The organism is Chryseobacterium sediminis (assembly GCF_008386505.1).
GTDB lineage: Bacteria > Bacteroidota > Bacteroidia > Flavobacteriales > Weeksellaceae > Chryseobacterium > Chryseobacterium sediminis.
The window spans coordinates 878,964-900,329 of sequence record NZ_VUNZ01000001.1 but is presented as its reverse complement, the minus strand read 5'-3'; the positions used below and the strand labels follow the sequence as shown (position 1 = coordinate 900,329).

22 protein-coding genes are annotated in these 21,366 nt (G+C 34.8%); 15 read left to right on the top strand and 7 right to left on the bottom strand.

The genetic code is table 11. The annotated features are described in order from the left end of the window. The first annotated feature begins 195 nt into the window (after positions 1-195). The 10 genes from FW780_RS04185 (at position 196) to FW780_RS04140 (ending at position 9,533) form a co-directional block, all read left to right on the top strand. Positions 196-573, top strand: a complete 378-nt coding sequence (locus FW780_RS04185) for a hypothetical protein (protein WP_149832346.1) — start codon at positions 196-198, stop codon at positions 571-573. A 197-nt stretch (positions 574-770) separates the two neighbouring features. After that, positions 771-1,472: a GIN domain-containing protein gene (locus tag FW780_RS04180; RefSeq protein WP_149832345.1), complete on the top strand. Its 702-nt coding sequence runs from the start codon at positions 771-773 to the stop codon at positions 1,470-1,472. A gap of 63 nt (positions 1,473-1,535) precedes the next feature. Continuing rightward, positions 1,536-3,251: a phospho-sugar mutase gene (locus FW780_RS04175; RefSeq protein ID WP_149832344.1), complete on the top strand. Its 1,716-nt coding sequence runs from the start codon at positions 1,536-1,538 to the stop codon at positions 3,249-3,251. Positions 3,252-3,269: 18 nt separating this feature from the next. After that, positions 3,270-4,181, top strand: coding sequence for a hypothetical protein (locus FW780_RS04170; RefSeq protein WP_149832343.1), 912 nt, complete (start codon positions 3,270-3,272; stop codon positions 4,179-4,181). Positions 4,182-4,203: 22 nt separating this feature from the next. Continuing rightward, positions 4,204-5,457: a pyridoxal phosphate-dependent aminotransferase gene (locus tag FW780_RS04165; protein ID WP_149832342.1), complete on the top strand. Its 1,254-nt coding sequence runs from the start codon at positions 4,204-4,206 to the stop codon at positions 5,455-5,457. Positions 5,458-5,720: 263 nt separating this feature from the next. Then, entirely contained in the window at positions 5,721-6,707 is a 987-nt protein-coding gene (locus FW780_RS04160; RefSeq protein ID WP_149832341.1) for a phosphatase PAP2 family protein, read from the top strand. A 140-nt stretch (positions 6,708-6,847) separates the two neighbouring features. Next, the gene (kdsB, locus tag FW780_RS04155; protein WP_149832340.1) at positions 6,848-7,570 is read left to right on the top strand and encodes a 3-deoxy-manno-octulosonate cytidylyltransferase; all 723 of its coding nucleotides are present in this window, start codon (positions 6,848-6,850) and stop codon (positions 7,568-7,570) included. Positions 7,571-7,668: 98 nt separating this feature from the next. Then, positions 7,669-8,331 carry an outer membrane lipoprotein-sorting protein gene (locus FW780_RS04150; RefSeq protein ID WP_149832339.1) on the top strand — a complete coding sequence of 221 codons (663 nt, stop codon included), beginning with the start codon at positions 7,669-7,671 and terminating at the stop codon, positions 8,329-8,331. Between the two features lie 35 nt (positions 8,332-8,366). After that, complete coding sequence (locus FW780_RS04145) at positions 8,367-8,942, top strand: glutathione peroxidase (protein ID WP_149832338.1); 576 nt, start codon at positions 8,367-8,369, stop codon at positions 8,940-8,942. A 75-nt stretch (positions 8,943-9,017) separates the two neighbouring features. Beyond that, positions 9,018-9,533, top strand: a complete 516-nt coding sequence (locus FW780_RS04140; RefSeq protein ID WP_317131556.1) for a VOC family protein — start codon at positions 9,018-9,020, stop codon at positions 9,531-9,533. Between the two features lie 70 nt (positions 9,534-9,603). On the opposite strand, the gene FW780_RS04135 is transcribed toward FW780_RS04140, so the two are convergent. Further along, on the bottom strand, positions 9,604-10,260 hold the full coding sequence (locus tag FW780_RS04135) for an NAD(P)H-binding protein (RefSeq protein ID WP_149832337.1): 657 nt from the start codon (positions 10,258-10,260) through the stop codon (positions 9,604-9,606). A gap of 115 nt (positions 10,261-10,375) precedes the next feature. Between FW780_RS04135 and FW780_RS04130 the strand changes: the two genes are divergently transcribed. Continuing rightward, positions 10,376-10,729, top strand: coding sequence for an MmcQ/YjbR family DNA-binding protein (locus tag FW780_RS04130; RefSeq protein WP_149832336.1), 354 nt, complete (start codon positions 10,376-10,378; stop codon positions 10,727-10,729). A gap of 84 nt (positions 10,730-10,813) precedes the next feature. Further along, positions 10,814-11,305: a YbaY family lipoprotein gene (locus FW780_RS04125; RefSeq protein WP_241676843.1), complete on the top strand. Its 492-nt coding sequence runs from the start codon at positions 10,814-10,816 to the stop codon at positions 11,303-11,305. A gap of 16 nt (positions 11,306-11,321) precedes the next feature. On the opposite strand, the gene FW780_RS04120 is transcribed toward FW780_RS04125, so the two are convergent. Both FW780_RS04120 and FW780_RS04115 read right to left on the bottom strand, forming a co-directional pair. Then, a complete protein-coding gene (locus FW780_RS04120; protein WP_149832335.1) occupies positions 11,322-12,368 on the bottom strand; it encodes an acyltransferase family protein in 1,047 nt (348 codons plus the stop codon). After that, entirely contained in the window at positions 12,352-13,278 is a 927-nt protein-coding gene (locus tag FW780_RS04115) for a bifunctional riboflavin kinase/FAD synthetase (RefSeq protein ID WP_149832334.1), read from the bottom strand. Before FW780_RS04115 ends, FW780_RS04120 begins: the two co-directional genes overlap by 17 nt. A gap of 215 nt (positions 13,279-13,493) precedes the next feature. Here FW780_RS04115 and atpD point away from each other — a divergent pair, with 215 nt between their 5' ends. The 3 genes from atpD to FW780_RS04100 all read left to right on the top strand — a co-directional run bounded on the left by atpD (position 13,494) and on the right by FW780_RS04100 (position 16,270). After that, positions 13,494-15,002, top strand: a complete 1,509-nt coding sequence (gene atpD, locus FW780_RS04110) for a F0F1 ATP synthase subunit beta (protein WP_149832333.1) — start codon at positions 13,494-13,496, stop codon at positions 15,000-15,002. An 88-nt stretch (positions 15,003-15,090) separates the two neighbouring features. Continuing rightward, complete coding sequence (locus FW780_RS04105; protein ID WP_047374542.1) at positions 15,091-15,372, top strand: FoF1 ATP synthase subunit delta/epsilon; 282 nt, start codon at positions 15,091-15,093, stop codon at positions 15,370-15,372. Positions 15,373-15,451: 79 nt separating this feature from the next. Next, a complete protein-coding gene (locus FW780_RS04100; protein ID WP_149832332.1) occupies positions 15,452-16,270 on the top strand; it encodes a hypothetical protein in 819 nt (272 codons plus the stop codon). A gap of 89 nt (positions 16,271-16,359) precedes the next feature. Here FW780_RS04100 and FW780_RS04095 read toward each other — a convergent pair whose 3' ends face one another. The 4 genes from FW780_RS04095 to FW780_RS04080 form a co-directional block, all read right to left on the bottom strand. Continuing rightward, positions 16,360-16,899, bottom strand: coding sequence for an OmpH family outer membrane protein (locus tag FW780_RS04095; RefSeq protein ID WP_149832331.1), 540 nt, complete (start codon positions 16,897-16,899; stop codon positions 16,360-16,362). A gap of 287 nt (positions 16,900-17,186) precedes the next feature. Then, the gene (locus tag FW780_RS04090; RefSeq protein WP_149832330.1) at positions 17,187-19,376 is read right to left on the bottom strand and encodes a B12-binding domain-containing radical SAM protein; all 2,190 of its coding nucleotides are present in this window, start codon (positions 19,374-19,376) and stop codon (positions 17,187-17,189) included. Between the two features lie 122 nt (positions 19,377-19,498). Continuing rightward, positions 19,499-20,260: a hypothetical protein gene (locus FW780_RS04085; RefSeq protein WP_149832329.1), complete on the bottom strand. Its 762-nt coding sequence runs from the start codon at positions 20,258-20,260 to the stop codon at positions 19,499-19,501. 192 nt (positions 20,261-20,452) lie between these two features. Further along, entirely contained in the window at positions 20,453-21,331 is an 879-nt protein-coding gene (locus FW780_RS04080) for a DMT family transporter (protein WP_149832328.1), read from the bottom strand. Positions 21,332-21,366: the final 35 nt, after the last annotated feature.

Sequence of the window (21,366 nt, the reverse complement as noted above, 5' to 3'; positions counted from 1 at the left end):
TTATTGATTTTTAATATGTTAATGAAAATTATCAATCAATATATGACCATTCCCATCCTCTGGAGGGGTGGCGAAAATTCAAAGAATTTTTGACGGGGTGGTTAATCGGATAATAATTACTTCAATTCAAATAAAAAAAGCACTCTGCAAAAACAGGGTGCTTTTTTTGTAATTTTATAAAAACTTTTAATGTAAATGTTTAAACTTACGCCCATTCTCTTTTATTCTCTTTTACTTTTGACAGCTTCCTGTTCATCCAACAAACTTTCTGGTTCCTGGGAATTTATAGATATCTATAATGGTGAAATTCGTCAGACAGACACATTGAAAACCAAAACAAACAATTCCAGATACGGAACCGGAATCCTTACATTTTATCCGAATAAAAATTTCAGTTCGATGGGGAATAGCGGAACTTATCAAATGGAAAACAACCTGCTAAAGATGAAATACTCTGATGCTGAAGACACAACAACAATGAAAATCTCCAATGTAAGTAAAGATTACCTGCTTTTATTTTCAATGACCGGAAGTCCCAAAACCTGGTTTTATAAAAAAGTAAAAGAAAAGTAAGAAATAGTCTTTTTCTGAAAAGCAGAAAATTGAAAATTATCAGGTATTTTATTGTCAAAAGACAAAGATTTTTAGAAATTTTAATCCTATTTTTGTTCAAAGTAATATTGAAAGTCCTGTGAGAGACATGAAAAAACCTTTCAGAGATTTTCAGTAAAGATCGTTACGGTTATAATATAGAATATTTAAAATTAAATATGAAAAAAGTTGTATACACATTGATGCTGATGGCAGTAGTTTCCTGTGGAAAAGTTTCTCCGAAAGGAAATATTGAAAAGAAAGATGTGGATGTTTCGGAATTTGTAAACCTTGATCTGGAAGGGAAGTTCCGTGTATTTTATGCCAGAGGGCCTAAGAATTTTGTGGAAATTGAGACCTATCCTAATGTAGCTGGTAATCTGGATGTGGATGTAAAAGATAAAACACTTTTCATTAAAGAAAAAAGGGGCACAAAAGGAGTAGATTTTTATAATGTAACGATTTATTCAAAATATAATCTGGAAAAAGTAGCTGTTTCCGATTCTGTGGAAGTGAATATTTCAAGTGAAATAAAGACAGACAATTTCAGACTTAATATGAAAAATAATGCAAGTTTCATGGGATCTGTAAACACCAGAAGAGCAGAGGTGGAAATGCATAACAGAAGCCGCGCCAATTTTCTGGGATTATCCAAAGATGCTGTTATAAAGATTTCAGATACAGCAAGTTTAATTGCTCCATATTGGAAAATCACCAACCTGAACATCGACTCTAAAAACGGAAATTATGCAGAAGTAAATGTGAAAGATTCCTTAAAAGGACATATTCAAAACACTGCAAAATTTGTCTATTATAACGACCCAATCAGAGCGTTTAAAATTGATAAAACGACAAAAGTCGAAAACAAAAAGCTGGATTAAAACAGCATTATTTAAACTAGAAACTAGGAACTTTACAAACTATAAAAGAACAACAATACAAATATGAATACATTAGAAAAAGCGAAACTTTGGTTAAGTGATACCTTCGATAAAGAAACGAGAGATGCTGTACAGGCTTTGATCGACAGTAATTCCCCTGATCTGGAAGATTCTTTCTACAGAGAACTGGAATTCGGGACAGGAGGAATGCGTGGAATAATGGGAGTAGGAACCAACCGCTTGAATAAATATACATTAGGACAGGCTACTCAGGGATTGGCGAACTATATGCTTCAACAGTTCAAAGGTGAAGAAATTAAAGTGGCCATTGCTTATGATGTTCGTAATAACTCAAAAGAATTCGGAAAACTGGTAGCAGATGTTTTAACGGCAAACGGAATTAAAGTATTGCTTTTCAAAGACCACAGACCTACACCGGAATTGTCTTTCACTGTACGTGACAAAAAATGTAACGGAGGAATTGTACTGACAGCTTCTCACAACCCACCGGAATACAACGGCTACAAAGTATACTGGAATGACGGAGCGCAGATTGTTCCGCCTAATGATGAAGCCATTATCAATGAAGTATATTCTGTGAAATTTGACGAAATTAAATTCAACGGAAATGATGATCTGATCGAGTGGATCGGAGAAGAGCAGGATGATGTATATATTGATGCATGTATTGAAAACTCTACCTATCAGAATGTTGGAAAAGAAAACTTAAACATTGTTTTCACTTCTATCCACGGAACAACATATACCACTGTTCCTAAAGCTCTTGAAAAAGCAGGATTCAAAAAAATAGATCTTGTGAGAGAGCAGATGATCCCAAGCGGAAACTTTCCTACAGTAGACTCTCCAAACCCGGAAGAACCTGCGGCACTGGAAATGGCAATGGATCTGGCAAGAATTACCAATGCAGATATCGTAATTGGGACAGATCCGGATGGAGATAGATTGGGAATTGCGGTAAGAAACCTTGATGGTGAAATGCAGCTGCTAAATGGAAATCAAACCAATACGATCCTTACTTATTATATCCTTAATGAATGGAGAAAGCAGGGAAGAATTACAGGAAAAGAATTTATAGGTTCTACGATTGTAACTTCAGACATCTTCTTTGATATTGCACAGAAATTCGGTGTTGAATGTAAAGTAGGTCTTACCGGATTCAAATGGATTGGAAAAATGATCCGTGAAGCAGAAGGAACACAGAAATTTGTGTGTGGAGGTGAAGAAAGTTTCGGATTTATGACCGGAGATTTCGTCCGTGATAAAGACTCTTGCGGAAGTATCCTTTTAGCCTGCGAAATTGCAGCATGGTGTAAAGCCAACGGAAAAACAATGTATCAGTACATGATTGAGATTTATGAGGATCTTGGAATGTATTACGAAGGATTAATCAACATTGTAAGAAAAGGAAAAGAAGGTGCTGAAGAAATTCAGAATATGATGAAAAACTTCCGTGAAAACCCTCCAAAAGAACTGGCAGGATCATTAGTGGAAGAAGTAAAGGATTTCAAAGAACAGACAAGCCTTACCATTTCTACCAACGAGAAAAAAGTAATGAACGATATTCCGAAGTCTAACGTATTGATCTATTACACACAGGATGGAACAAAAGTTTGCGTAAGACCTTCAGGAACAGAACCTAAAATTAAGTTTTATGTTTCTGTAAAAGATTCTGTTACTTCAGAAGCGGATTTCAGAGATAAATTAAAATCATTGGAAGCTAAAATCGGAGCCGTTAAAACAGATTTGAAACTGGATTAATTTCCCCGAAAACAGCAGATGATCAAAAAAATAATAGTAGTTTGCCTACTTTCTGCAGCTGTAGTTTCCTGTAAAAAGGAAACTGCAGTTTCAGAGACAAAACTTGAAAATGATTCGATTGCTACTACAGAAACCAAAGAAGATCAGTACAAACCGATAGATACAGCATGTTCTCCAGCTCATAAAACGGAGGATTATATCACATCACTTCAGTGGTACCGTACAAAAATCGGAAAAGAAATGGCTGGAAACAGTCCGGAGCAGAATGACAATGTATATGAAGATTATTTAAAAATAAGAGGAAAGTATACAGAATGTCTGATGAACTTGCATACTGATATTTTAGATAAATATGTGAATTATTATAACTATGATAAGGATCAGTACAACTTACCGGACAATGTTAAAAAATTAGCTTCAGAACTGAAAAAAGAAGGTCTTGAGTTCAGGGAAGTAGGAGAAGGAATAACTGAAATCTGGACCGTTCCGGGATATTATTCATCCTTGTTTAAGAATAAAGTAACACCTGATTATGAAGTCTATATTTCACAGACTGATAAAGAAAGTGAATCCAATTATGCAGCTGATGCTGGATTAATAATTACCTGGGAACAGCTGGGAGACAGGCTTATGTTCTGGGAAAACTTTATGAACAAATATCCTAAGAGTAATCTTATAAAGACTGTCAAACAGGACTATAAAATATATTTGTCTGATTATCTTTTGGGAATGGATAATACGCCAACCTTTGAAAGAGACATGGACAAAGGAACCGGAAAACTAAACGATGAAAACAGAGCGGAATTCAACAGGATTATCAAAAAATATCCGAATTCCAATACGGCAAAAAAAGCAAAAGAAGCAATAGCGCTTTTTGATTCACAAATGCCGGTAGATGAAATATATGAGAAGATCAATGGAGAACGATAATATAAATTTAAAATAAGAAAAAGTGAAAGTTTCAAAATTAGCAGCGAACCTGATCGGTTCTGAAATTGTAAAAATTGGTAACGAAGTAAATGATCTAAAAGCAAAGGGAGCAGAAATTGCCAATCTTACTATTGGTGATCTGAATTCTAATATCTATCCTATTCCGGCATTGCTGAAGGAAGAGATTCAGAAAGCATATCAGAATAATCTGACGAATTATCCGCCTGCAAACGGACTTTTATCTTTAAGAAAAGAAGTTTCCAAAGACCTTAAAAAAAGATGGAATCTGGACTATTCTCCAGAAGATATTTTGATCACAGCAGGATCAAGACCTTTGATCTATGCGGTATACAAAACAATTGTAGATGAAGGAGATAAAGTAGTTTATCCTACACCATCTTGGAATAACAATCACTATGCTTACCTTACTTCAGCCAATGCGGTAGAAGTGAAAACAAAACCGGAAACCAATTTCCTTCCTACTGCTGATGATTTGAGACCTCACCTTGATGGTGCTGTTTTACTGGCTCTTTGTTCGCCATTGAACCCTACAGGAACAATGTTTACAAGAGAACAGCTTTCAGAAATCTGTGAATTGGTAATCGCTGAAAACAAAAAAAGAGGAGAAAATGAAAAACCGTTATACCTTATGTATGACCAGATCTATTCTTGTCTTACTTTTGGAGCTGAGCATGTAGATCCGGTTTCTCTTTTCCCTGAAATGAAAGATTATACAATCTATATCGACGGTATTTCCAAATGCCTTGCAGCAACAGGAGTACGTGTAGGATGGGGATTCGGACCTGCTCATATTCTGGACAAAATGAAAGCACTTCTTACTCACGTTGGAGCATGGGCACCAAAACCTGAGCAGGAAGCAACTGCTAAATTCTATGAAAATTCAGAAAATGTAGATACTTTTGTTGAAGACTTTAAAGGTAAACTTGAAGAAAGCTTAAAAGTTCTTCACAACGGAGTTCAGGATTTAAAAGGAAAAGGACTTGCTGTTGACAGTATTGAACCTATGGGAGCACTTTATCTTACGATTAAGTTAAACTATATCGGAAAAACAAAGCCGGATGGGGCTGTGATTGAAAACTCTTCAGACCTGGTATTTTACCTGATCAATGAAGCAGGAGTGGCTTTAGTACCATTCTCAGCCTTTGGAGAAGACAAATCTGAACCTTGGTTCCGTGCTTCTGTAGGAGGATTGGCTACAGATGAGATCAAAGTAATGCTTCCAAAACTGGAAAGTGCTTTGAACAATTTAAAATAGTCTTTACATAAAAAATATATGCTTCGACTCTGTTCGACATGACATTGTTATAACTAAAAGTTAATATTAACGGTGTCGCACTGAGCAGAGCCGAAGCTTTTTATATACAATCATGAAGCTTCTCGGGAAATGAGATATTACATTAATTTATAAAAAGATTAAATAAATATTAAAAATTTAACAACCACTTTGTACAACACTTATCTAGGAATTATCTTTGAGACTTTTACACACCTGAATATAATAAAGTCGAAAATTGTACGATGAAAAAACTGAGATTTCTACTCTTACCAGTTTCAATATTGGTATGCTCACAAGAGGTTGATACATTGAAAATAAAAGAACTGCCCAAGGAATCTGAGCTGCCAAAAGTACAGACTTACACCTTGAAAGACGGCTCTGTCAGAACTTATCCCAAGCCAAAGTTATTGGATTTCGTAACCAAATTACCCAGAAACTTTATCAATACAAACAAAGATTTTGTTGCCAAAGATCACGCTTATTACCTGGGAGGAGCCATTGCAACTACACTGATTCTCTTACCATTTGACCAGAAACTGATTGACAATTCAAGAGAATTGGGAGAAAGATGGGGAATGGATAAGGATAATAACTACAACAAAATAGGCGGAGTTTTTAAAATTCCGAAAGATATCGGATCTACTCTGTATCTCATAGGAAATGGCTCTACGTTAGTATTGTTAGGCATTGGTTTCGGAACCTATGGTTTGATTAAAAATGATTACAGGGCGCAGGCTACAGCCAGTGGTTTGATGGAAAGTTTAATTCTTTCCGGCGTTTTCACTCAAACCATTAAAAGAATTACAGGAAGAGAAAGCCCTTTTATTGCAGAAATAAACGGTAATAAAGGAGGAGCCTGGAATCCTTTTCCAAGCTTTTCAGAATTTGGTAAGAATACCTCGAATTACGATGCAATGCCGTCCGGACACTTAACAACATTTATGGCCGGAATTACCGTGATTGCAGACAATTACCCGGATGCAGTATGGATAAAACCGGTAGGATACACCTTAGCAGGAGCTTTATGTTTTCAGATGATGCAGAGTAAAGTTCACTGGGCTTCAGATTATCCGCTAGCTTTATTAATGGGATATTTTATAGGAAAAACCATTTCAAAAAGCAGATATACTTCTTCAGAAGGAACTATAGGAAAAACAAAATATAATCTCAACTTTACGGCATCCCGCCAATGGGAATATAATATGGTAGGCGTAAAACTCTCTTTTTAAACCGCCGAAATCTCTGTTTTATAGAGTAAATAAGATACTTTTCACTACATTTGGTCTCATTATAAAAGGTATATTTCAGCTTTTGCAAATACTGAAATGAAACCTGTTGAATTAAAGAGAATTACTTAATATTTTACTAAATGAAAATAATCGCTGTCATTCCTGCCCGTTACGAAGCAAGCCGTTTTCCAGGGAAATTAATGCAGATTTTAGGAGAAAAAACTGTTATTACTACCACTTATCAGAACGTAGTGGAAACCGGGCTGTTTGATGAAGTATTTGTTGCCACAGACTCTGAAATTATTTTTGATGAAATCGTACAAAATGGTGGAAAAGCCGTTATGACAGGGCAGCACGAGACTGGAAGCGACCGTATTGCGGAAGCTGTACAGAATATAGACTGTGATATTGTGATCAATGTTCAGGGAGATGAACCTTTCCTTAAACTGGAACCTTTACAGCAGCTGATAGAAGTCTTTAAACATGATGATCAGCAGGAAATTTCTTTAGCTTCTCTAAAGATACAACTTCATGAAAAAGAGGAAGTTGGAAACCCAAATAATGTAAAAGTTATTACGGATAACAATGGTTTTGCGTTGTATTTCAGCCGTTCTGTGATTCCTTTTCACAGAGAAGTCTCCTATGATGTAAGTTATTTTAAACATATTGGGGTATATGCTTTCAGGAAAGAAGCACTGTTGCAATTTTCAAAACTGGAAATGAAACCATTGGAAATATCTGAAAAAATTGAATGTATCCGCTACCTTGAATACGGAATGAAGATCAAAATGATAGAAACCAATTTCATAGGAGTAGGTATAGATACACCGGAAGATCTTGAAAAAGCCAGAAAGCTGATTTAAAAAATGTCTGGACAAAAAGTAAATTTACAGATTTGCTCTTTCGTCTTTTTTGCAATTTTACATAAATCCCCCTATATTTGAATTTATAAATAAAATTAATGAAGAAGTTACTATTAGTATTTGGACTGATATTTTCGCATGTGATATTGGCACAGACCGCAAAGGAAATTATAGACAAAAACATTGAATTATCCGGAGGGTTAACCAATTGGAAACTTTTAAATTCGGTATTGCTTCAGGGAAAAGTAGTATTGGGAATCAAAGATGAGTATCCGATAAAAATTTATCAGCAACGTCCAAATCTTACTAAAACATTAATTACTACCGGCGGAAAAGAAACCGCAATTGAAGGCTTTGACGGAACAAAAGGATACGCAATGAACTATGCAGCCAATAAACTTCAGGAATACCCTGAATATGTGCCGGAAAGTTTTGACAATGACTTCATTGATTGGGAAAATAAAGGTTTTGATGCCAAATACCTTGGAAAAGAAAAAGTAGGAGATATCTACTGCCATAAAGTGGAACTTACCAAAAATGTGAATAAGAATATGTATTATTTTGATACTAAGACTTATATGCTTTTAAAAGAAGTGAAAAAAGATGAAACACTGATCTATTCTGACTATAAAAAAGTAGGAAATATCATCATGCCTTTCAGAATTGAATCTTCCAGTACCAAAAAAGACGGAGATTATGTGATGTTACTGAACAAAGTAGAAATCAACAAAGTTTTTCCGGCTAACATTTTTAAGTTTTAATTCAACTGCAGCCCAGCTGCATAAAATGATAAAAAATGAAAAATATTTTTTTACTGCTGCTTTCTTGTATAGCATTCCTGCAAAGCTGCACCAATCAAAAAAGTGAAATTTCTAAAGCCAAAACCACTGAACTTATGGGAAAAACAATATACGACTTCAAAGTAGAAAGTCTTGACGGAAAAGAAATCAATTTTGCTGATTTCAAAGGAAAGAAAATCCTCATTGTTAATACCGCTTCAGAATGTGGGTTTACCCCTCAGTATGCTGATCTGGAGAAGGTATATGAGGAATATAAAGATAAACTGGTTGTTGTAGGATTCCCTGCCAATAATTTTGGAGGACAGGAACCCGGAACCAATACAGAAATTGGCGCTTTTTGCCAGAAAAATTATGGAGTAACATTTCCTTTAGCGGCTAAAGTTTCTGTGAAAGGAGATGATACCGCTCCAATCTTCAAATACTTAACAGAAAAGGAATTAAACGGAGTAAAAAACACAACTATTCTTTGGAACTTCACCAAATTCCTGGTTGATGAAAACGGTAAACTGGTTGATTCTTTTGTAAGTACTACAAAGCCTACTGATGAGGCGATTACAAAATATCTGAAATAAAGAGAAAAAAGTATATTTTTACAAGTGGGTGTTTACATCCACTTTTTTTATTTTTATAACTAATCAATGATTCAAATGAAGAAAATAATTTTTACCCTTTGTATCCTGGCTTCCTTTATGTTAGGATTTGCTTTTAAAGCCGTTACAGAAAAAAAGTCTGATGAAACGAAAAGAGTAACCGGTATTGGTGGAATATTTTTTAAATGTAAAGATCCTAAAAAGATGAGAGAATGGTATGAAAGCCATCTGGGACTTGCTACCAATGAATACGGAGCTGTATTTGAGTGGTATCAGGGAGCAGACAATTCTAAAAAAGGATTCAGCCAATGGAGTCCTTTCAGTGAAAAAACAAAATATTTTCAGCCTTCTGAAAAAGATTTCATGATCAATTATCGGGTAGAAAACCTTGAAAAACTGATTGAGCAGCTTAAAAAAGAGAATGTAACCATTGTTGATAAGATGGAGACTTATGAATACGGGAAATTTGTCCATATTATGGATATTGAAGGTAACAAAATAGAACTTTGGGAACCTAATGATATTGAATATGAAAAATTAGGACAGAAGATGGGAAGCAGAACCACAAAGTAATTTTGTAATAGGTAGGGAAATTAATAAGAAGGTTTTCTAATTGTAACACGAACCTCGAATCCCAAATCTTTTATTCATTAGTCTTTTCCGCAAAACAGAAAATATTTCCAAGCTTTATACTGGAGTAGCCGTTACTTTTTATTTTTGAAGATTTGATCATTGCTTTTGCCAGAATATTGGTAGGTAGCGGTTTTTGACTTTCCAATAACCCAAGTTTATTAGCAAATTTTATAATCCGGCTGCCTAAAACCTCTCCGGTTCTCTCAGAATTTGTTCGTTCAAGCATTCCCGGTTTGAAAATCGTAATCTTATTGAAATGCAGCTGCTTCACAGCTTCTTCCAGTTCACCTTTCATTTTGGAATAGAAAATCTTTGATTGCGGATTGGCACCATAGGCTGATACCAGGATATAATCTTCCACATCATTTTCTCTTGCGGCTTTCGCAAATTCATACTGATAATTGAAATCTACTTTCTTTTGTGCTTCCTTACTTCCTGCATCCTTTAAAGTAGTTCCCAGACACGAAAATGCTACATCTCCATTCACCATATCTTTCCACTCTTCAGGCTTTTCAAAATTCACAATATGAACTTTAAGTTTTTCATCCTGAATATCAACAGGTTTTCTAACAAAAATATCCACTTCGTCAAACTCTTTGTCATTGAGTAACTGATGTACCAGATCTTTTCCTGTGGCGCCTGTAGCACCTATTACCAGAGCTTTCATAATAATTGTGATTTTGCGGGATTATTTCTTTCTTAAATTTACTAAATTTGAATTAAAGATTAAAGAATTATATCATTTAATCATTATTACTGATCACTCATTACTTATATCTGATATGGATGCCAACGAAATTTTAGATTATTGTCTAGCCAAAAGAGGAACTACAGAAAGCTTTCCGTTTGATAACGAGACTCTTGTATTAAAAGTAGATACCAAAATGTTCTTACTGATGGGACTTGAAAGACAACCTTTAGCAATAAATGTGAAAACAGATCCCGAATGGAGTGCAGAACTTCGGGAGCAGTATCCTCAGATTACAGGAGCTTATCATATGAACAAAACCCATTGGAATTCTGTGACAACGGATGGTCTGAAAAGAGATTTGATCTTTAAACTCATTGATCATTCCTATGATTTGGTTTTTAAATCTCTGACAAAGAAGGCTCAGATTGCAGTAAATTCTTTATAAAGCAGTAAGCATAATTTGAGGTATGAAATTTGTTATCTATGATCAGTGAAATATATAATTTAATAGTAACAAAATAAAGAACAAATGAGAAATCACCTTTTATTATTTGTAGCAGCAGGTACATTGATGCTGTCAAGCTGCACCAAGCCAGTAAACAAAAGTACTGCTGAAAATCAGACTCCTGCTGTCTCAGCCTCAGAAACTTCTTCTGATAATCTTAAAATAGAATTTTCAGGAACAGAGAATTTTACGATTAAAAATTCAAAACTTAAAGTAAGCTTATACGGAATGGATGAAAGACTGGCAGATGCTCCCGCCACTTTAATTACAGAAAAGGAATATGAGCAGAAATCTGTACCATTTACTATTGATCTGCCGATACCCAAGGATGCTGAAAGTAAGATCAATCCAAAACCTGCAGGACCTGCAAAATATTATGTAACAATAAGCTGGGATTCTGATGGAAACGGAAAAGCAGATGAAAAAGGAGATCTATTTATTGATTATGATAAGCAGTTTCCCAACGTGAAACTCAATAATGAAACTCAGAAAATCTACCTAAAAGTATTAAAATAAATAAAAAGGCTATTCATCATTGAATAGCCTTTTTAGCAAATAAATCTTTGTATCCTAATGCTTTCTTTTCAATCAGATGCCAGGAAATATATCCCAGAAGAATTGAAAGTGGCAATGAAAATATAAACAGCATAACAGTATCAAGCTTAAAAAAATACATGAGCGCCTGCTGTATGGGAAAAGAATAAATATAAATTCCGTAAGACGTATCTCCAATTACTTCTCCTACTTTATTGAGATATCGGGTAGATCTCTCACCAATAAGAATAACCAGTAAAGGTAGCGTAATATAGCAGGTATATTTGAAAATATTTAAATATAAACTGATGATAAGAACGATAAAAGAAATCAGAATGATGATGTTTTCAGTTTTTTTATTATTTATTTTCAGATAAGTCAATACCATACCTCCTGCAAAAAAACACATCAGATTGTAAAAATGATTAGTTCCCAATGCCAACTTGAGAAATAACCCGTAAAGAAAATAAGGATAGTAGATGCTTAAGACATAACTTGATACAAATAACAGGATAACAACAGTTTTTACAAAAGCCTTTCTACGGATAAAGAATAGCAAAGAGACCATTACATACATACTAAATTCGTAGCATATAGTCCATAAACTTCCATTGATGCTATGTTTGTAAGGATTGTTTTCAAAAACACCGTCAATACCTTTCTGCCTGAAGAATAAGGTTATATTTTGAGGAATATAAGTGTAAACAGATTTGTTCTGTAAGTAAGGAACAGAACTTTCATACACTGCAGGTGCCAGCAAAACGGTGAGTAAAAGTACCACTATTAAAGCAGGAAAAAGTCTTAAAAGCCTTTTCCAGTAAAAATCAGCGAGACCTTTGCAGCGCAGTAAACTTTTAAAGATTAAATATCCGGAGATAATAAAAAAGCCATGAACTCCAAGATAAGAGAATTCCATCTGGCCGTTGGTAAGTTGTGATAAAGGATCTCCCTGAGCAGCTCCGGAAAGAGCATAGGAGTGGGTAATAATAACAAGACTTGCAAAGACAAGCCTTAGAAAATCAAAATTATTACTCCTTGAAATCATATTCTTGTGTTAATCTTTTATCCTCATCCAGTCTTTCAATCAGTTTTTCAAGACCTTCAAACTTGATTTCATCATGAAGAAAATCTCTGAAGTTTACCGTAATTTTCTCATCATAAATATCTCCGTCAAAATCAAGGATATAAACTTCCACAGTTAATTTCTCTCCATTTACCGTAGGGTTGGTTCCAACACTCAGCATTCCTTTATATTGGTTGCCTTTTACGAATACTTCTACAATATAAGCTCCTTTTTTAGGTAAAAGTTTAATGGATTCCGTTTCAATATTAGCCGTTGGATAGCCAATTGTTCGCCCGATTTTCTTTCCATGCACTACCGTTCCCGAAACAGAGTAGGAGTATCCCAGCATTTCATTGGCCTCCTTAATATTTCCAGTTAATAGGGCATTACGTACTTTTGTAGAACTGATATTGTTTTCATGAATATTAATGGCTTCCATTTGTTCAACATCAAAATCAAGTTCTTTGGATAATTTCTGAAGAAGTTCAAAATTTCCACTTTTATTTTTCCCGAAAGAGTGGTCGTATCCTATAATAAGGTATTTAACGTTGAGTTTATCAATTAAAATCTGACGTACAAATTCTTCTCCGGTTAAGTTTCTGAATTCTTCATCAAATTCCTTCAGGAACAGATTATCAACACCATATTTCTCAACCAGCTGTTTCTTTTCTTCTAATGTATTCAGAAGTTTTAAATCTTCATTAGGATTAAAAACAAACCTAGGATGGGGCCAGAAAGTAAGGATTGCAGTTTCCAGATTGTTCTCTGTACCTACTTTAGTCAGTTCATCAATAATACTCTTGTGCCCGAGATGTACCCCGTCAAACATTCCTAAAGACAATGCTAAAGGCTTCTGTGAGGAATAATCTGTAAAATTCTTGAAAACTTTCAAAACGGAAAAATTTGACTGCAAATATAGAAATAATGTGCCAATGTATCAATATAACAATGGCGTAATAGCTATAACCTTATTATTACAATACTGATTCATGGTTTTATCGTATAATACTAAAATAATCTATTCTCAAAAGCATGATAAAAATCTTTTTTTTACCAATTGCGGGTTTATGAAGAATCACTATATTTGCACCAAGAAAAAATTTAGCAATGGCAAACCAAATTAAAGGTAAAATTTCTCAAATTATTGGTCCGGTAATCGACGTTGTCTTCACAGATGTGGAAGCTGTTCCAGCAATCTATGACGCGTTAGAAATTACAAAAGAAAACGGTGAAAAAGTAGTTTTAGAGGTAGAACAACATATTGGCGAAGATACAGTAAGATGTATCGCAATGGACGCTACTGACGGTCTTAAAAGAGGGCAGGACGTAATTGGATTCGGAAATCCTATTATGATGCCAATCGGAGAGGCTGTAAACGGAAGACTATTCAACGTTGTTGGTGATGCTATCGACGGACTTCAAGATATTTCTAAGGATGGTGGTCTACCAATTCACAGACCAGCTCCAAAATTTGATCAACTTTCAACTTCTGCAGAAGTTTTATTTACAGGTATTAAAGTAATCGACTTAGTTGAGCCTTACGCAAAAGGAGGTAAAATTGGTTTGTTCGGTGGTGCCGGTGTAGGTAAAACAGTATTGATCCAGGAGTTGATTAATAATATTGCAAAAGGACACGGGGGTCTTTCTGTATTCGCCGGAGTAGGTGAAAGAACGAGAGAAGGAAATGACCTTTTGAGAGAGATGTTGGAATCAGGTATTATCAAGTATGGTGATGATTTCATGCACTCTATGGAAAACGGAGGTTGGGATCTTTCTAAAGTAGACTTAGAAGCTATGAAAGATTCAAAAGCTGCATTCGTTTTCGGACAGATGAACGAGCCGCCAGGTGCAAGAGCTAGAGTAGCACTTTCTGGTCTTACATTAGCTGAGTACTACAGAGACGGTGGAGAAAGCGGACAAGGTAGAGATGTACTTTTCTTCGTAGACAACATCTTCCGTTTTACACAGGCTGGTTCTGAGGTATCTGCACTTCTTGGTCGTATGCCATCTGCGGTAGGTTACCAACCAACTCTTGCTTCTGAAATGGGAGCGATGCAGGAAAGAATTACTTCAACTAAAAATGGTTCAATTACTTCAGTACAAGCGGTATACGTACCTGCGGATGACTTAACTGACCCGGCTCCTGCAACTACGTTTGCTCACTTGGATGCAACTACGGTACTTGACAGAAAGATTGCTTCATTAGGTATTTACCCAGCGGTAGATCCTCTAGCTTCTACTTCAAGAATCCTTGCTCCGGAAGTTATCGGTCAGGAACACTATGACTGCGCTCAAAGAGTAAAAGAAATTCTTCAAAGATACAAAGCTCTTCAGGATATCATCGCAATCCTTGGTATGGAAGAACTTTCTGAAGAAGATAAATCTGTTGTATACCGTGCAAGAAAAGTTCAGAGATTCTTATCTCAGCCTTTCCACGTAGCAGAACAGTTTACAGGTATCCCAGGATCATTAGTAGATATCAAAGACACAATCAAAGGATTTACTATGATTATGGATGGTGAATTAGATCACTTACCAGAAGCTGCTTTCAACTTGAAAGGAACTATCGAAGAAGCTATCGAAGCAGGACAAAAAATGTTAGCTGAAAACGCTTAATAATTAGACATAAAGATAAAAGATACCAGACATGAGACTTTAAGGTTGTCTGAAATCTGAAATCTGAAATCTTCAAATCTAAATTAAAATGAATATAAAAATTTTAACACCAGAATACGTAGTTTTTGAAGGAGAAGTAGACTCAGTATTGTTGCCTGGAAAAAATGGTGAATTTCACATCATGAAAAACCACGCGGGAATTGTTTCTTCTTTGATCGGAGGTAATGTAAAGCTTTATGCTAATTCTATTGATGAGGCTTTTGCTAAAAACTTTACCAAAGAAGCTGGAAAAGACTCTGTTTTTGCTTATGCTATCAAAAGCGGTGTTGTAGAATTTAATCATGATAAAGGAATTATCCTTTGTGAATAATTAAATGAAAAGCTAAATATATTTTCAAGAAAGTGTAACTTTGTGTTACACTTTTTTTTATTTGTAAAAGTCTGATTGTATGAAGAGAGGCATAATCATATTCTTTACAGTTCTGGGTGTTTTCCTCCATGCTCAGAATATCAAGACCAAAAGAGGAATTATCAATCTGGACGGTATTCCGGTAGCGAAACTGTCCAACAAATCCAGCGAATATACGTTTATGGATCTTAAAGAGACTCCATTGTATACTATAAAATTCATTGATAAAAATATCGTTGATTCTGTTCGGGACAGCTATATCAGTATCAATAGAGTATATAACAGGGACAAAACGATTGAAATTGATTATTCATCACCTTCAGCATTCTCTGGTGAAGAAAAGTCAGCAGTCTATACCTCAGTGAAGGACCTTAAAATCATTGATAATAAAGGTATTAATGTGAAAAATCTTGATGAGATTTTTTCAAATGTTCCCAAAAGAAAGCTGGACAGCAAGACCAAAGATGCTTACACGATCAGAAAGAAAATTGATAAGATGAATATTGAGGTCAATAAAGTGGGAGAGATCTTAAGCAATGGTGTTCCGGTGGGATATTTTACCAATTTACCTGTAAGTTTCGGCTCAGATGATACAATTATGGATAAAACATCTATAGATATTGAGATCTACGATGCTAAAAGTAAGCTGATCGGGAGATATATTACTACCACAAAGCAATTAAAGACAGCAGGCGGAAAGTCTTTTACAATTTACAAAGAAATGTCAGGCAGAGCTTCAATCCTGAAGTTCCCAACCTATAAAGCACTTGCTGAACGAATGGCTATTATGGATCCTAATTTTATTAAAATACAAGAAAAAGTATCTGTGGGTACCGTTTCAAAAGAAAGCCCTAATTAATAATAAATTTGGAAGAATTATTCTTTTTCTATCAATAGGGACGGGCTTTAGCCAAAACTAATAGAAACCCTGGAGTTTTTTACCAGAGGTTAATTTTTATTATTTTTATCAGTAACAGAAGACTGTGCTAAGAGAATCCCTAAGACTTTTTCTGTATAATCAAACCTTTTCTGGAGATAAAGAACATTGTGATCTTTATTGTAAACTGTGGCTAATCCATTTTTTTCAGCAATAAGCGTTATAGCATTATATATTTGATCTTCAAAAGGAATAATCAGATTTTTTCTAAGCATCGTAATTTCTCCGTTAGTCCCAAATCTTTGCATGGTGATCAACTTAATATTTTTGTCCAGCTCTGTTATTTCTTTTTCCCGAAACTTTAACTGCTCTTCAGTTAATAAAATTTTTTCATTTTCAAAAGCCGATTTTTTCTTTTCATATACAGATTGTAAATTTTGAAGTTCAGATTGCCAGGTGTCAATTTGTGCATTTAATCTTGCTTCAGCATTTTTATAAGGAGGCATCTTTTCTAATATATACTGGAAATCTACATATCCTGTCTTTTGCGCACTATTAAGACTAAAAACAGAGAATAATATCAATGTTAAGATCGATTTAAAATTTTTCATAGTGTTATTAATTTTTATATTGATCTTAACAACGGCAAATCGTATTAATTATTGTAAGCTATTGATAATAAGTTTGTTTAAACCTTTTGCTAGCTATAATTTATCAAGAGACATGTAGTCTTTAACCAAGACTTTACAGAATTGCAATAAGAATTCAATCCATAAAAAACTTTATGGTTATGTGAGATTGTATGAATGTTTTTGAAAGGTCAAAAAGAGTTGCTTTACTTACATTTTCTAGGAAGCATCTATCATTTTAAAAATCCTTGAGAAAAAATTGAAAATTTTTATAAACTTAAAATCACACCATTTTCCTTCAATTGTTGCATCGGTTTTGAGAACCAGAATAGTTCAAAATCTTCAAAATCTTCCTCAAATTGACTCTTAAGTTGTTGAATAGTAGGCTTTTTTGAATTTTCAATAGAATTCTCTTCCAGTACATTCATCAGCCATTTTGCCTTTTCCTGTTCCAGCTCAATCTTCACAATATTGGTTTTTAAGTGGAATGTAAGTACGGTATATGTACCAGAATATTTCTTTTTATTTTTTACGCGATTCTCAGCGATTACATTTTTGGTCAAAAAGACCACTTTGGAGTTGGTCTTCAATTGAAACTGTCCATCTTCTAAAAGACAGTCATGAATATAATCCGGATGAATAGTAGTTCTTGGAATTTTAAAATCAAACCACTCCTGAAGTGGTAGTTCAAAATTCACTCCATGCATAAAATTGAATAGGGATTTTTTTAGTCCGAAGCTAAACTTATTATGATCAATTCCGGTTTTATCCTGAAAGTCTATATCATTATTGGCAAACAAAATTTCCTGTTTTACCGGAACAACGCCAAAATCTTCCGGCTTCATTCCCACAGGTGAATGGGCTGTCATCGCAAACTGATGCCAGAAACCACTTTGAAGAATTCCCATTTCAAACATCTGCCGAATCATTTCTAAAGAATCAACTGTTTCCTGAACGGTTTGGGTGGGGTAGCCATACATCAGATAAGCATGCACCATAATTCCGGCTTCTGTAAAATTTCTTGTTACATTGGCAACCTGTTCTACAGACACTCCTTTGTCTATTAATTTTAACAATCGGTCACTGGCCACTTCAAGTCCACCGGAAACAGCAACACATCCTGAAAGTTTCAGAAGATAGCATAAATCTCGGGTAAAACTTTTTTCAAAACGAATATTTGTCCACCAGGTAACAACAAGATTTCTTCGGAGAATTTCTAAAGCAACCTCTCTCATAAGGGCTGGCGGTGCGGCTTCATCCACAAAATGGAATCCGGTTTCACCTGTTGTTCTGATCAGTTCTTCAATTCGGTCTACCAGAATTTTAGCAGAAATAGGTTCGTAGATTTTAATATAGTCTAACGAAATATCACAAAACGTACATTTTCCCCAGTAGCATCCATGAGCCATTGTGAGTTTGTTCCATCTTCCATCACTCCATAAGCTGTGCATGGGATTGGCAATTTCGATAACAGAAATATATTGATCCAGCCTTAAATCCGTATAATCCGGAGTACCGATATCAGCTTGCTTGTAGTCATGTCTTTTAGAATTATTCTTATAAACAACTTCTTGATTTTCGAGGAGAAAAGTTCTCTTAAATTCACCTTCTCCGTTGGAAATTTCTAAATTCTGGTAAAGAAGTTCAATAGGAAGTTCACCATCATCTAACGTGATAAAATCAAAGAATTCAAAAACCCTCTGATCTTTAATTTCTCTTAATTCGGTATTGGGAAAACCTCCACCCATCGCAATTTTGATGTGAGGGTGATTCTTTTTGATCCATTGCGCACATTTGAAAGCAGAGTAGAGATTGCCGGGAAAAGGGATTGAAAAACAAACCAATTTCGGCTGAACCATTTCTATTTTTTCACGAAGAATTTTTAAAGTAAATTCATCTATAAATGTTAGACCGCCAGATAATTTTAAATATAATTCATCAAAAGAATTGGCACTTTTCCCGAGGCGTTCCGCATATCTGCTGAAACCAAAATCGGGATCAATATTTTCAACAATATAATCTGATATATCTTCTAAATATAATGTTGCTAGATGTTTAGCTTTATCCTGAAGACCCATATTACCAAAAGCAAATTCCATATCATCTAACTGGTTGAAACGGGAAGCTTCCGGAAGGAAATTCATACTGCAGATCTGTCTTGCCAATGTGGGCGTTTTGTCCTGTAAAAACAAAATAACCTGATCTATGGTTTTAATATATTCTTCTCTTAAGGCATAGATTCTCTGAGAATTTTCAGAGGTATCCTGAAGATCAATTTTTTTGCTGAAAACCTTCTGAATGCCGTCCTTTGAGAATAATTCCAAAATAACATCAATCCCCAAATCTACCTGGTAACCGGAAATATTTTTGGTATTTAAAAATCCTTTAATATAAGCCGTTGCGGGGTAAGGAGTATTAAGTTGGGTAAAAGGCGGAGTAATAAGAAGCAGGTCTTTCAACAGAAATTTTTTGCAAAGTTATTCTAAAGTTTTTTTAGAAAAAAATTTTTTCTCCTGATTATAAACAGTGATGAAAAGTCTTTAGAGTTCTGTTTAATGACAATCTGTTTCTATGGGGTGTATCAAAATAAGTTAGTTGGTTTAACAAATAAGGCATCCGGAGGATTATTATCAATGAATCTTAAAAAAGAATCTTCATCAAAATATCCGTCTTCGTCCAGAATTTCGGGATTTAGTAATCCAATTTCACTTGGTTTTTCTAAACTGATATTCTCGATGAACTTTCCGGTTTTTCCTGTTATTTCGTTATGAAAACTAATTAAATATCTGGAATATATATTTCCTTCTGCAACAGTATAATGTCCGTTTTCTGCAATTAAGGACGTCATAATACTTCCACCGATGTACGTTTCGTTATCATTGCCTGATGCTCCGAATAATACTTTGCTGGTAACATTTCCGGAGCAGTAAAGTGAACCGTTGATGATAATATTTTCTGCCTGTATACTGCCTGTTGCAATAAGAACAATATAATCTTCAACAAAAAGGGTTTTGGATAAATGAATATCACCTTCTATGAGAATGATTTTATAGCCTTCACCTTCTCCAGTAATCAGTTCAAGAGAGGTGCTGTTTTCATTCTTTATGAGGACAATCTCGGGAGCATCATCTTCATTATTAAGGTGAAGTGAGGCATCTTTTATTTTTTCTGCTGTTTCATCATCCAGCATTTCAAGAAACTCAGCAAGGCTTTCTTCATCTAAAGAGCTTTCATTGAAGAAATTGTTTTCCAGTGCTTCATGAGTGATGGCATAAAGGTTTTCGGATTTTTCTTTGAGTTTTTTGTATAATTGATCTTTGGTGAGTTTTTGTAATTCTTTCATCGGCTTTTAAACTAAATGCATTGATCTGTGATAGGAGGGAATGCCTATCAATAGACCATTGCAATATAGTCAGATAAATTTTTTTATGCCAGAGGGACAGAGTTATTTTTGAATATTTTTCAAATCATATAAAAAGATACGAATGATTTCTTTTTTAAATTAATAATTTGATCTTATCTGTATCAGTTATTTTTATGCATGATTCAGGCTTTTACGGTCTGTAATCACATTTAAAGTAACTCCTATTAAAATAAGCGTAATCCCGATCAGTAAGTTGTTGGTAAACTTTTCATGAAACATCAGTACACTGATCAGTACAGCAACTACCGGTTCCAGAGCGCCTAAAATAGATACGGGAGTAGATCCTATATATTTGATTGCATACACAAGACAAAGGCTGGAAATAACTGTAGTGAGAAATGCAAAAATAAGGAAGTTAAAAAATATTTCTGCTGAAGGAATAGCAAACGACTCATTAGCTGCTCCGGCTTTGGTCATAAAGAATAAGGAGGTGAAAAGCATGGAGTAGAAAGTAAGCTTAAATCCGGAAACCTTTATATTCGATTTGTTAACAATAACCATATACAGCGCATAGAATAATGAGCTGAGCATTACAATTCCCAATCCTGTAAAATTAATTTCCAATCCGTTACCTTTTAAGCATAAAACAATAACTCCGATGAAGGCGAGAAATAAAGAGACAACTGACAATCTGGTAAGCTTTTCCTTGTAAAAGAAAAACATAATCAAGGCTACAATAACCGGATAAATAAATAAAACGGTAGAGGCAATTCCAGCAGTAAGGAAGTCATATCCTAAAAACAGAAACTCAGAAGAAAGGGCATAGCAGACTCCAAGTATAGCAAGGATTAATGCTTCTTTTTTATTGATTTTAAAACTTTCTCCTGAATACAGCAGATATCCTCCCACCATTAAAGCTGAAAAGAAAAATCTATAGAACAGAGTAATGTCCAGTGAAAAATGTGCCTGCTTGATAGGCAGAATAAAAATTGGAATCAGCCCATAGGAAACAGCTGACAAAATCCCCAATGCATAACCTCTAAGTTTCATGTGTTGTTATCGGTATTAAATAAAAAACCACTGAA